This is a genomic window from Pseudoalteromonas sp. 2CM39R (assembly GCF_023161845.1).
In genome coordinates this window covers 144,753-157,314 of record NZ_JALNTM010000008.1, presented here as the reverse complement: position 1 = coordinate 157,314, position 12,562 = coordinate 144,753, and the positions used below count along the sequence as shown (strand labels likewise).

Sequence of the window (12,562 nt, the reverse complement as noted above, 5' to 3'; positions counted from 1 at the left end):
TATGAAAATTAATGGAAAAAAAATAGATTCCACTAGTCCTTGTTATATTATTGCTGAAATGTCGGCGAACCACGGCGGAAGTTTAGAAAAAGCAAAAGAAATAATAAGAGAAGCCAAACAATCTGGCGCAGATGCTATTAAGCTGCAGACCTATACAGCAGATACAATCACTCTTGATTGCGATAAACCTGATTTCTGCTTACCTAGCGATAATCCATGGCAATCGCATGTTTCATTGCATTCTCTATATCAAAAAGCATATACGCCTTGGGAGTGGCATAAAGAGTTATTTGCTGAAGCAAAGCGTTGTAATATTGATATTTTTTCTTCACCCTTTGACTTTTCTGCAGTTGATCTTCTAGAAGAATTAGGTGCACCTGTTTATAAAATAGCCTCTCCAGAAATTACAGATATCCCTCTTTTACAATATGTCGCAAAAACTGGAAAGCCAGTAATTTTATCAACAGGAATAGCAAATCTTGAAGATATTGAACTTGCAGTTGAAGTGTTGAGGGAGAATGGTTGTAAAGAGCTCGCAATCTTAAAGTGTACTACAGCTTACCCTACGCCTTTAGATGAGTGTAATTTAGCGACAATTGCAGATATAAAGGATCGCTTTAATTGCCTTGCAGGACTTTCTGATCATACACAAGGGATAATCTCTCCTGTTGTGAGTGTAACTCTTGGGGCTAAAATCATCGAAAAGCACTTCATTTTAGATAAAAGTGATGATTCAGTAGATGCCTTTTTCTCGTTAGATAAAAATGAATTTAGTCAATTGGTATGTGCTGTAAGAGATGCTGAGAAGGCGCTTGGTAATGTTGATTATTCAATAACTGAGTCAGCACAAAAAAATATTTTAGCTCGACGTTCTTTGTACTTTGCTAAACCACTTGACGAAGGTGATGTTATTACTGCTGATGACATAAAGTCAGTTAGGCCAGGGTTTGGGCTTCATACTAAATATTACGATCAAGTTATTGGTAAACAAATTAGTAGAAAAGTCGAAATTGGTGACCGTGTAAGCTTTGATGTACTAGATAATATCGGTGATTAGTTATGAAAACATGTATTGTTGTAGGTGGTGGCGTCTGTGGCCTCACCGCGAGTATATTACTAAAAAAAAGATATGATCGAGTTTTGTTGGTTGAGCAAGGTACTGCAGTCGGAGGTTTGCTAAGTTCAGTCAAAGATGACAAAGGTAATATTTATGACCAGGGAACTCATATTCCAGTTACAACTGGAATACAGGAGGTTGATGATATTCTCTTTAACTTTGAGAATAATGAAATACAGTGGCATCAATTTCAACGCCTTGAAACAGGAAACTATTTCGCTGGTTCTTGGGACTTAGAAACACAAACTATTGATGCCAGAAAGTTAAATAAAGATGTTTATCACATAGGTATTGGTGAGTTTTTATCTTCTGTTCTGCCAAGTTCTGCAATAGATATAGAAACATATTTGGAAGAAACTCTAGGGCCAACGTTTTATGAAAACTTGGCGGTGCCAGTTATCAATAAGTTGTACGGAAAGGATGTCGATAAAAAACGTTTATCCACGAGCACTAGTATCAACTACTTTGGTGCTAATAGGATAAAAGCATTTGATGAAAACTTAACGAGAATATTAAAACAACATCCTGAAATAGATAAAAAGTTAGGCTTTCATAAAAGTAGTGAATATGACACATATTTAAAAGAAAATAATTTTTCGATGCCATATTACTTTTATCCAAATACTGATGGAGTTCAGTTATGGATATCAGAGCTCGTGAATAAAGCACAGGCTTTAGGCGTTGAAATTATCACTAACACTCAAGTAAAAAAAATATTTGAATCAAATGGTAAAATCGACTCTGTAGAACTAAGTAACAGTGATGTAATTAACACTGAACTTGTTTTTTGGAGCGCACCTCCAGTTTTTGCATTACATGCGGGAGAATTACCTATTCATAGCTATCGGCCTACGTTCCGAACTGCTTATATCTTGCATGCAACATTTGATAAACCCCTCAATAATAATAAATCTCACTATTTATGGAACTGGGATCCAAGCTCTGAAATTTTTAGAATCACTCTTTATGATAATTTACGAACAGAGAAAACTCACTCTGTATCTGCTGAGGTGCTTAGAGATAAAAGTGAAGCTGAGTTTACTTTAAATGAAGGTGTAGAAGATCTAAGGAATATGGGGTTGGTTGCTGAAGATGCTTCTATAGAAAGTGGCTTTGTCCAGCAAATTGAAAATACTTTCCCTGTACCTACAAAGGAATTTGCAGAAGCGACTGAAGTTAATTATCAGACTCTAACGTCTGCATACAGTAATATACTTGTTTCTGGTAGGTTTAGCGGGCGTTGTTGGCTTTTACATGACGTTCTTAGGTTTGCATATGAAGATATCAATAACTATGCGAACTAAAGCTAAGTATATTTTTTATTGCAACGCATCGAAAAGTACTGGTTTAGGGCATTTATCAAGGAGTCTAAACATTGCCAGACAAATAAGTGTTCTATCGAACAGCCCTAAAGTTTATTTTTATGGTAACTACGACTTATTTGCTGAGCAAAAAATTAGTTTTTACTCTTTTAAAGTACTAAAGGAACTGCGCGATGCTGAAAACACAACTATTATTTGTGATAGCTACGATTTTTCTCAACAACATCTGCTCAATTTAAAGCGTGCTGGTTTTAAGTTATGTGTTATTGATGACTTTAATCAATACAACTTTGATTTTGTTAACCTTCTTATAAATTTTCGTTTGAATGCTGATTCATTTTATCAAACTACTAATCCTAGCTGCTTAGGTGTGAACTATTTTTCATTTTCACCCGAGCTAGTTGCCTTAAGGGGAGAAAAATTAGCATTACCATATAAAAATGAAATTGAAAAAGTGCTAATTTTTATAGGGGGTTACGACGCTTTTGGTGTTGGTGTAAAAGTTATTGCGGCTTTGGACCAAGTTTTTACTGGTATCGACTTTACTCTTATAGATAAACAAAAGCCGCAACTCAATGTTGAAAATAATAAGGTAGAAATAGTAGGGTTTACTGAAGATATTTCGAGTTACTTTGCTGATAGTGATTTAATCATTAGTGGTGGAGGGTTAACTAAATATGAAGCTGGATTTTGTTTAATACCTAATTGTTCTATTTCGCAAACACGCGAACAACATCAAGATACTTTAGAATTAGCCAAAAATAATTTAACTTACGATTTAGGTCTGGCTGAAGATGCAAGTGTTGATAAGTTAAATCAAGGGATAACCAGTTTCATCAAGCAAAAAACAAAACAAGTAAATTCATTTGTTGAAACTTATAATACTTATTCAACGCGAAACTTAGCACTTGAAATTATGAAGGTTTGAAATGAACGAATTTGAATCGAAACAAGCTGAATGGGATTCAATAGCAAATGCAAGTGCTGACTTCAAAGAACAGGTTGGACGCCCATTCGAAGATAGTGCTTGGCTTGCACTGAGTGCAGATGTATTAAGTAAGCTAGAGTTAAACTCAGCCTCTAAAGGTAATGTTTTGGATGTAGGCTGTGGTAATGGTTTGTTGCTCTCTAAGATAGCTAATAATTTTAACGAATTAGTGGGGGTTGATTACTCTGAATCTATGGTAGACAAAGCAAAAATGTTGTTGCCAGATGGAGCATTCACTCAGTCAGAAGCAAATAGTTTAAGATTCAAGAATAATTATTTTGATAGAGTGCTTTGCTACAGCATTTTTCACTACTTTCCTTCATATGACTATGCTCTAGAAGTGATATTAGAAATGATTCGAGTGACAAAGCCTGGCGGCTTGATTCTATTAGGAGATATTCTTGATGCGAACTTTGAGTCAGAAATTAAAGGAAATAGTGACTTAGAATATGAAAAAACGATACCTCTGATACACCGTTATTCGCAGTGGCGCTTTTATAACTTTAAAAAATTAATCGATGATTTAGCAGCATATACAACAAAAGTAGAAGTATTGACTCAGCCAGAAACCTTCGTGCTTGCTACATACCGAAAGGATATTAGAATTTGGGTTTAGACGAGTTAGAAAAAGAGTTAGCGGGTTACTTTGTTCGAAATCATGCCATCTTAACCCGCTCAGGCAGTTTTGCAATTATCACAGCTCTTAAATGCGCAGGTTTAGAGCAAGGTAGTAAGGTAGTCATGCCTGCAAGTTGTTGTCCTATCGTTTTATTCTCTATTCAAATGGCTGGTTATTCAGTTGTGCTAGCTGATGTTTCACTAAACTCTCTTTCTATGGAAGTTGAACAAATTGAATCAGTAATGGATGATGATATTTCGGCCATTCTTGCTGTTCATGGGTATGGCCACTTTTGCGCAATTGATGAAATTACTGATTATGCTAAGCGAAAAGGTGTCATTTTAATTGAAGATGCTTGCCTTGCGTATGGCGGCAAATTTAAAGGCCGTCCAATAGGGAGCTTTGGTGATTTCTCAGTAATTAGTTTTGGCTATGATAAGCCTATTAGCCAAAACTATGGTGGAGCATTAATGACAAATTGTCAGACTTTTGCTGATAGGGCTAGAGACTTCTTAGATGATAATAAAATGGCTCAATTTTCTGATCTTATCCAAATAACTCATGCATTAGAAGGTTTAAAAAAGCTAGATAAATTAACAGCCATCAGAAAGTCGAACATTGCTTTTATAGAGCAAACTGTTTCTAATGAAAAATTTAAAAGGCTTAAGTACAATCCTGAAATAACGTATTGGCGATACCCTTTATTTATTGAAAATAGAGAGCGATTTTTAAATGCAGCCAAACAACAAAACATATTGTTCACTAGCCACTACCGCTCTTTAGGCCTTCTGCAAACTCAAGGTTATTACCCGAATGCGGAAGAAATCGGAAATAAAATTGTAAATTTGTTTGTTCAGCCTGCTACGCCTAAAACTCAATTAACTAACATGGTGAGATTTATAAATGACTACAGGTAAGAGTGAAAGCCTAAAAAGTTATTATCAAGGTTTATATGCTAAATTTGGGAATAGTCACCAATCTGTTCAGCATGTTTCTAAAGAAGCTCAAAATGTTAGGTTTAAAATTTTTCTTGAGCAAATATCAAACAAAAGCCGGGTTGTTGATCTAGGTTGTGGACTTGGAGATATGTTGGCATTTTTCCGTGATAATGGATTTACAGGGGATTATTTGGGTTTAGACTTTGTCCCGGAGTTTATTCATTCTGCCGAAAAAAAATTTTCGGACGATAGAAAGTCTAAATTTAAACTGTTTGATATCTACAGTGATGCTATGCCACTTGGCTATGATCACGTTTTAATCAGTGGTGTTTTTAATAACAAAACAACTGATAATTTTTCGTTTATGAAAAGCGCTCTTACTAAAAGTTTTGCTGCATGTGAAAAGTCCATTATTTTTAATGCGTTATCAACTTATGTAGAGTATGAAGATCCTACTTTATTTTATATAGATCCCATGGTTATTTTTGACATGTGCAAGCAAGAAATGACTCCCTTTGTGAATTTAAAGCATGACTATGTCACAAAAATTGGTGGGTATCCTTACGAGTTTACTTTGAGCCTATACAAAGAGGGCTTCAGTGTATGATTTTAAGTGTAATGCAGCCGACTTATTTACCATGGCTAGGTTACTTTGCATTGATACAAAGCGCAGATAAGTTTGTATTTCTTGATGATGTAAAATTAGAGAAAAGTGATTGGCATATCAGAAATAGAATAAAGGCTAAAAATCAACCCCTGATGCTTAGTTGTCATGTATCAACACCGAATGGGAGATCAGCTGCCACTATTGAAAACACCTCATTTGTAAAAGAAACAGTTTGGAAGAAAAAGCACTTAAAAAGTATTTATGAAAACTATAATAAAACTGACTATTTTGAAGAGCTATTCCCAATCCTTTCATCGGTGTTTGAAAAAGATAACTTAAATACTGTAGCTCAGTTTAATATAGCTCTTATTAAGGCTCTAATGGATTATATCGGTATTAGCACGCCAACTTACATATCTTCAAAACTATCTAATGTTGAAGGCGTAAAAGATAGCCGGTTAGTTTCCTTATGTAACATATTAGACTGTAACGTTTACTTGTCGCCGATGGGAGCAAAAAATTATATTGAAGAATTTACGCCTGGTGGGCAACTGGTAAAAAATAATATAGATGTTTACTATCAAAACTTTGAGCACCCTGAATACATTCAAAGAAATGGTAGTTTTGAGTCGCATTTAAGCGCGATTGATAGTTTGTTTAATGTCGGCCCAAATAAGACTGCAGAGCTAATCAAAAACTCTACAAAGCAAGCGCTTCACTACAGTGATTTTTACTAACTGAGCTGCCATTTGGCAGGATTTATAAAACTTTCGTCTTCGATAGCAAGTTCGTTAAAAAATACATTTGGTTCTAACTTGCTGTCTAACGCTTGTAAAATCTCTTCCAGCTGGGCTTCGCTGTTAACACCTATGACAACTTTATCAATTGATTCAATACCAACAACGTAGTTAATAGCCAGTGCTAAAGGTGTCATGTCCAAACGCTTAGCCATATGATGAAAAATCTCAAGGGACTGTTTTATTGGGTTAAAATATTCAGGCCACTCACCTTCAGACATCAATAGTAAGCCTTGCAAAAAAGCTGAACGAGTGTGAACTTCAACTTTATTTTTTTTAAACTTTTTCAATAAATCTGCTGTTAAAAAACGTTGATCAAATATATTTGCAGGTAACTGGATTAAATCAATTTGCTCTAAAATAGGTTCGCTAATCTGGTTAGGTGAATAAACCGATAAGCCTACTTTGGCTACTTTATTGTCAGCTTTAAGATTGTATAAAACATTTAAAAGGCTTGGGTATTTCTTTAAATCGTCAGCGTTATGTAAAAGTAGCCCATAAATAGCGTTTAAATGTAAGTCGGAAAGTGTATGCTCAAGGCAAGAGTGAACCCACTCTTCTTCATTACATGAATTAGGTAAAGGTTTTACTTTACTCACGATGTTGAAATCATCAATAGCGCAATTGCCTAAAACAGCTTCAGCATCACCGTAGGCTGCAGCAGTATCAATTGTATTTAACGAAGCACTTTTTGCTAGCTTTAAGATCCGCTTAACTTCATCGGTCTTAGTTTTCCCTGAACGGTTACTCACACCGTAATTCAAGCCAAATTGCACTGTGCCTAAAGCGAGCTTCATAATAAATCAATCAGTGTTTTGATAACGAATTGCTGCTCATTTGCTGTCATAGTTGGGTGCAGAGGAATGGTAACAGCCTGTTTGTAGTAAGTTTCTGCATTTGGATAATCACCGTCCGAAAAGCCTAAAGCTTGATAATAAGGCTGTAAATGGATCGGTATATAATGCAAGTGAGCAATAACTCCTTGCTCGCGCATACCTGTAATGACTGACTTGTGCTTTTCTACGTTACATTGGGTTAAACGAACAATATATAAATGGTAGCTAGAGTAACACTCATCCGATTGTGTTAAATGAGCTAGCGTTGAATTTGCAAACGCATGGTTATATGTTGTTGCAATGTCGTTTCTCACTGATACAAAGTTGTCTAGCTGCTTTAACTGACTCAGTCCTAAAGCGGCTTGCATATCAGTCATTCTATAATTAAAACCAAGCTCTAACTGTTGATAATACCAAGGGCCGTGACTTGGCTCGGTCATTTCTTCAGGAATATTAGTAATACCATGGCTTCGCAAGCGGCTCATTTTTTTGTTGAGCTCAGCACAGTTGGTAACCGCCATCCCCCCTTCAGCAGATGTAATTATCTTGACTGGATGAAAGCTAAACACAGTAATATCTGAATAAATACAGCTGCCAACAGGCTTATCTTTGTACTTCGCGCCAATAGCATGCGAGGCATCTTCAATAACCTTAAAACCATACTCTTTGGCAAGTGCATTGATTGCTGCCATATCGCATGACTGACCAGCTAAATGAACAGGGATCACGACTTTAGGAAGTTGCTGGCTTTGTTTGGCTAACGTTAGCTTTTCTTGAAGCGCTGCAACAGACATATTGCCTGTTTCAAGGTCGATATCAACAAAATCGATGTCTGCGCCACAATACAGGGCGCAGTTACTCGATGCGACAAAGGAGATTGGCGACGTCCACACAATGTCACCTTTACCTACGCCTAAAGCAAGGCAAGCAATATGTAACGCTGAAGTCGCACTGTTAGTGGCACAGGCATAGTGAGCACTACAATATTCTGCAATGGCACTTTCAAATGCTGGAACAGCAGGGCCCTGTGTTAACCAGTCAGATTTCAAAACATCAATTACGGCATTGATGTCTTCTTGCGAAATACTTTGTTTGCCGTAAGGAATTACCTTATTCGTCATAATAAATTTTACAATAATGCTTGAACATTGAAGTTTTTAATTTCTTCAATACTCATATATTCAGGGTTATCAAGCGAGTTATACTCGAAACCTTGGGTAACTTTTTTGCCTTTTTCACCAATAGCATTCACAGTAAAATCATTGCTACGACTACTGAATTTTATACCCGGAGCGATAACAAAGTGGTCGCTATATTCGTACGTTTCAAAGCATAAGTCGGCCGGGCACATGACCTCATGTAACTTTTCACCTGGGCGAATACCTATAACCTTAATTGGTAAGTCAGGTGCCATTGCTTTAGCAAGGTCAGTAATACGAATTGAAGGGATCTTCGGAACGAAAATTTCGCCACCTAACATACGCTCAAAGTTAGTTAAAACAAAATCAACACCTTGTTGCAGGCTAATCCAAAAGCGAGTCATTTCTTCATGAGTAATTGGTATATGGTCGCGGCCTTGGTCGATAAACTTTTGGAAAATAGGCACAACAGAGCCACGCGAACACACTACGTTACCGTATCTTACTACTGAAAAAGTTGTTTTATGGCCGCCAGCAATATTATTAGCAGCAACAAATAACTTGTCTGATGCAAGTTTTGTCGCACCATATAAGTTGATTGGATTCGCGGCTTTATCAGTCGACAGTGCAATGACTTTTTCTACGTTATTATCAAGGGCGGCGTCAATTACATTCTCTGCGCCATTGATATTAGTTTTGATGCACTCCATTGGGTTGTATTCAGCGGCTGGTACTTGTTTTAATGCTGCTGCGTGAATCACATAGTTCACGCCGCGCATAGCACGGCGAAGCCTTTCTTTATCGCGTACATCACCAATAAAATACCGCATACACGGTTGGTCAAACTCTTGCTGCATTTCAAACTGTTTGAGTTCGTCACGCGAAAAGATAATGATCTTTTTTGGCTTATAGCGTTCTAGAAGCGTTTTGACGTATTTTTTACCGAATGAACCGGTACCACCGGTAATTAAAATTGTTTTATTGTCGAACATAGTGTTACCCGAGTTATTTTTCATTGGCGTTTGATACGCAAAGTGAGAATTTTGACACAATTCTCAGTAATTTAACTATTAACTAATACACTAGCAAGTCAGATGCCAAGTTAATTTATCTAAACCATGGTACAAAGTACAAAATTTGGCAAATTAAGCTATAATTTAAGCAATCGGTTTGTCGGAGGCCGCCATGAAAATTCAATCACCCAATACCGGGTTTTTAAACCAAACTCAGCAAACGGGTAATAAGCTTGATGAGCAACTAGCATCAGGTAAAAAAGTAAACTCAGCGGCAGATGATGCCGCTGCACTGCAAATTATTGATCGATTAACATCGCAGCAAGATGGCTACAGTCAAGCAATTAACAATGCGTACGATGGCATTTCTTACTCACAAGTGACAGAGTCAAGTCTATCTGGTGTGAATGATGCTGTTTCTCGCATTCGAGAGCTGTCTATTCAAGCGGGTAATGGTGCGCTCACAGATAATGACAGATCAGCACTTCAAGAAGAAGTGTCGCAATTACAAACGCAAATATCAGAAACGTTTGAAAATGCGACATTCGGTGGTAAACCTTTATTTGATGGTGAGCAAGTGTCGTTTCAAGTTGGTCCTGATGCCAACACCACACAATCGGTGACGCCATCTGATGGCAGTATTGCTTCAGTTATTGCAGGAATCGATATTTCAACCCAGGCAGGAGCTCAAGCTGCGATTGATATTAGCGACCAAGCAGCTGAAGAAATTAACACGCAAAGAGCTGAGCTAGGCGCTTTTCAAAACACCTTGGCGAGTACGATAAAAGGTTTAGGTAACCAGCGAGAGAATCTTGCTGCGAGCCAAAGCCGAATAGAAGATACTGACTATGCAAAAGCTGTGTCTGATCAAGTAGCTAATGATATTTTATCGCAAGCATCTATTGCCTTACGTGGTCAGGCAAATCGTTCAGCCGAATCTATATTAGGTTTACTTTAATTCTTTAGTATTAAATTTTAGTGCTAAGTGACTATTTTTTGGCGTTGATGTCAATAAATTGCCGCTTAGCGCTTGCATCCCTCCTAAACTCGCTTACAATTTAGAAATTAACTAACCTCGTGGTAACTGTGGTTCGCCAATAATGATCTTAATTTTAGACAATAATAATAATCGTGCGATAGGTTTACATGCAGCACTTACCTTCATTGGTGAAACTGCACAATTAGTTGATGAGACTTCATTACAGTCTTTTTGTGAAAAACATCAACAGCAAGAATGCATGGTCATTCTTGGTGCTTTACAGCAGCTAAATCACGAGGCTGTGATCAAACAGTTTCCAGCCATTCCGTTTTTATTAATTGGTGAAACACTTAAACCGTTACTAAGCATTGCTAATGTCGTTGGTTTAATTTGTGAGCCGTTTAACCATGATGTAACTACTCAGCTATTGCATGATTGTCAGCAATATCAGCGCATGCTACCGGGTGACCATAAGCAAGCTAAACCTAACAAATCATTTGATGGTTTAGTCGGTGAAACCGAAGCTGTAAAAGATGTGCGCTTTTTAATTGAACAAGTAGCAAAAACCGATGCAAATGTACTGATCTTAGGTGAGTCAGGCACAGGTAAAGAAGTTGTTGCACGTAACGTTCATTTACTCTCTAAACGCAATACTGGGCCATTTGTGCCGGTAAACTGCGGTGCTATCCCAGGCGAGCTTCTTGAAAGTGAGCTATTTGGCCATGAAAAGGGTGCTTTTACGGGCGCTATTTCTGCACGAAAAGGGCGTTTTGAATTAGCGCAAGGCGGCACGCTGTTTCTAGATGAAATTGGTGATATGCCTTTACAAATGCAGGTTAAACTACTGCGTGTGTTGCAAGAGCGTAGCTATGAACGAGTAGGGGGTACTAAGCCTATTCAAGCGGATGTAAGAATTATTGCTGCAACTCATCGTAACCTTGAAGAGATGATTGAACAGGGCGACTTCCGTGAAGACCTTTTTTATCGTTTAAACGTATTTCCAATTGAAAACCCTTCGCTTAGTGAACGTGCCGACGACATTCCTCTACTTTTAAAAGAGCTAATGCGTCGTGTGAACGAGCAAAGTGGCACAACGGCCAAATTTACTGAGCGTGCGATTCAAAGCTTAAAAGAGCATGCGTGGCCGGGGAATATTCGTGAGCTTGCTAACTTAGTTGAGCGCATGGTAATCATGTTTCCTGATAAAGTGGTTGATGTGCCAGACCTTCCAGCTAAATATCGTTATATTGAAGTTGAGGCTTATGAGCCTGAGTACCCAGAAGAGTTGATGGAGCGAGATGCTTTCAACGATATTTTCAGTACTGGCTTTAGTGATTATGATGATGAAGAACCTGATGTACCAGCAACAACGGTTGACTCAGGTTTACTCCCTGATGAAGGGATTGAGCTCAAAGAGTATCTTGCTGAGCTAGAAATCAGCTTAATCAGCCAAGCATTAGAGCGCTATGATTATGTTGTTGCACGTGCAGCAGAAATTTTAGGTGTTCGCCGCACCACACTGGTCGAAAAAATGAAGAAATACAACCTAACGCGTGACTAAGCCGCGTTAGGTGTCTTCCTCGGTTTTATCTATTTAATATTCACTAATTATCTCAGCTTTTCTAAAGCAATCATTGCTATGGTCATTTACCATGCCACAGGCCTGCATGTGGGCATACACCGTAGTCGGGCCTAAAAACTTAAAGCCGCGCTTTTTTAAATCTTTGGCGAATGCTGTAGAGGCTTCAGTAATAGCAGGGTAATCCTCTAATTTATCAAGATTGTTTACCAATGGCTTGCCACCAACAAACTGCCATTGATAATTTGAGAAACTGCCAAACTCTTTTTGAATCTCAATAAAACGTTGCGCGTTATTGATAGTGGCAGCGATTTTAGCGCGATTACGAATAATACCTTCAAACTGCATTAATCGTTCGACGTCGTCTTCAGTCATTTTGGCAACCTCTTCGACAACAAAGTTTTTGAAGGCTCTGCGATAGCCATCACGCTTTTTAAGTATGGTATACCAGCTCAGTCCCGCTTGTGCTGACTCTAAGGTTATAAATTCAAATAAGCGGTGATCATCATATAATGGCACCCCCCATTCTTGGTCATGATAGGCCACATAATCTTCTTTGCTGGTATCGAGCCATGGGCAACGACAATGGTGTTCTTTTTGCATTATTCCCTCGCGATTGTCATTTTTT

General features: G+C 37.8%; 13 protein-coding genes. 9 read left to right on the top strand and 4 right to left on the bottom strand.

What is annotated here, in order from left to right; all coding sequences use genetic code 11:
* Position 1: 1 nt before the first annotated feature.
* From pseI to MTF66_RS18755, 7 genes are read left to right on the top strand one after another with little or no spacing between them, the layout of a single operon-like run.
* The gene (gene pseI, locus MTF66_RS18785) at positions 2-1,057 is read left to right on the top strand and encodes a pseudaminic acid synthase (protein ID WP_248527901.1); all 1,056 of its coding nucleotides are present in this window, start codon (positions 2-4) and stop codon (positions 1,055-1,057) included.
* Positions 1,058-1,059: 2 nt separating this feature from the next.
* On the top strand, positions 1,060-2,421 hold the full coding sequence (locus MTF66_RS18780; RefSeq protein ID WP_248527898.1) for an NAD(P)-binding protein: 1,362 nt from the start codon (positions 1,060-1,062) through the stop codon (positions 2,419-2,421).
* On the top strand, positions 2,393-3,367 hold the full coding sequence (locus MTF66_RS18775; protein WP_248527895.1) for a glycosyl transferase: 975 nt from the start codon (positions 2,393-2,395) through the stop codon (positions 3,365-3,367). The genes MTF66_RS18780 and MTF66_RS18775 overlap by 29 nt, the downstream gene beginning before the upstream one ends.
* A 1-nt stretch (position 3,368) precedes the next feature.
* Positions 3,369-4,043: a class I SAM-dependent methyltransferase gene (locus MTF66_RS18770; RefSeq protein WP_058586402.1), complete on the top strand. Its 675-nt coding sequence runs from the start codon at positions 3,369-3,371 to the stop codon at positions 4,041-4,043.
* Complete coding sequence (locus tag MTF66_RS18765; RefSeq protein ID WP_248527891.1) at positions 4,034-4,963, top strand: DegT/DnrJ/EryC1/StrS family aminotransferase; 930 nt, start codon at positions 4,034-4,036, stop codon at positions 4,961-4,963. Before MTF66_RS18770 ends, MTF66_RS18765 begins: the two co-directional genes overlap by 10 nt.
* Positions 4,950-5,591, top strand: coding sequence for a class I SAM-dependent methyltransferase (locus tag MTF66_RS18760; protein WP_152996549.1), 642 nt, complete (start codon positions 4,950-4,952; stop codon positions 5,589-5,591). The genes MTF66_RS18765 and MTF66_RS18760 overlap by 14 nt, the downstream gene beginning before the upstream one ends.
* A complete protein-coding gene (locus tag MTF66_RS18755) occupies positions 5,588-6,328 on the top strand; it encodes a WbqC family protein (RefSeq protein WP_175082346.1) in 741 nt (246 codons plus the stop codon). Before MTF66_RS18760 ends, MTF66_RS18755 begins: the two co-directional genes overlap by 4 nt.
* Here the strand turns inward: MTF66_RS18755 and MTF66_RS18750 are convergent.
* From MTF66_RS18750 to pseB, 3 genes are read right to left on the bottom strand one after another with little or no spacing between them, the layout of a single operon-like run.
* Complete coding sequence (locus tag MTF66_RS18750; RefSeq protein ID WP_248527888.1) at positions 6,325-7,185, bottom strand: aldo/keto reductase; 861 nt, start codon at positions 7,183-7,185, stop codon at positions 6,325-6,327. The genes MTF66_RS18755 and MTF66_RS18750 overlap by 4 nt on opposite strands.
* Positions 7,182-8,345, bottom strand: a complete 1,164-nt coding sequence (gene pseC, locus MTF66_RS18745) for a UDP-4-amino-4,6-dideoxy-N-acetyl-beta-L-altrosamine transaminase (protein ID WP_248527885.1) — start codon at positions 8,343-8,345, stop codon at positions 7,182-7,184. Before pseC ends, MTF66_RS18750 begins: the two co-directional genes overlap by 4 nt.
* Before the next feature lie 8 nt (positions 8,346-8,353).
* Positions 8,354-9,355, bottom strand: coding sequence for a UDP-N-acetylglucosamine 4,6-dehydratase (inverting) (gene pseB, locus MTF66_RS18740; protein ID WP_058586397.1), 1,002 nt, complete (start codon positions 9,353-9,355; stop codon positions 8,354-8,356).
* A 193-nt stretch (positions 9,356-9,548) separates the two neighbouring features.
* Here pseB and MTF66_RS18735 point away from each other — a divergent pair, with 193 nt between their 5' ends.
* Positions 9,549-10,334, top strand: a complete 786-nt coding sequence (locus tag MTF66_RS18735; protein ID WP_248527882.1) for a flagellin — start codon at positions 9,549-9,551, stop codon at positions 10,332-10,334.
* Positions 10,335-10,476: 142 nt separating this feature from the next.
* Complete coding sequence (locus MTF66_RS18730; protein ID WP_248527880.1) at positions 10,477-11,916, top strand: sigma-54 dependent transcriptional regulator; 1,440 nt, start codon at positions 10,477-10,479, stop codon at positions 11,914-11,916.
* A gap of 33 nt (positions 11,917-11,949) precedes the next feature.
* On the opposite strand, the gene MTF66_RS18725 is transcribed toward MTF66_RS18730, so the two are convergent.
* Positions 11,950-12,537 carry a DNA-3-methyladenine glycosylase I gene (locus MTF66_RS18725; RefSeq protein WP_248527878.1) on the bottom strand — a complete coding sequence of 196 codons (588 nt, stop codon included), beginning with the start codon at positions 12,535-12,537 and terminating at the stop codon, positions 11,950-11,952.
* Positions 12,538-12,562: the final 25 nt, after the last annotated feature.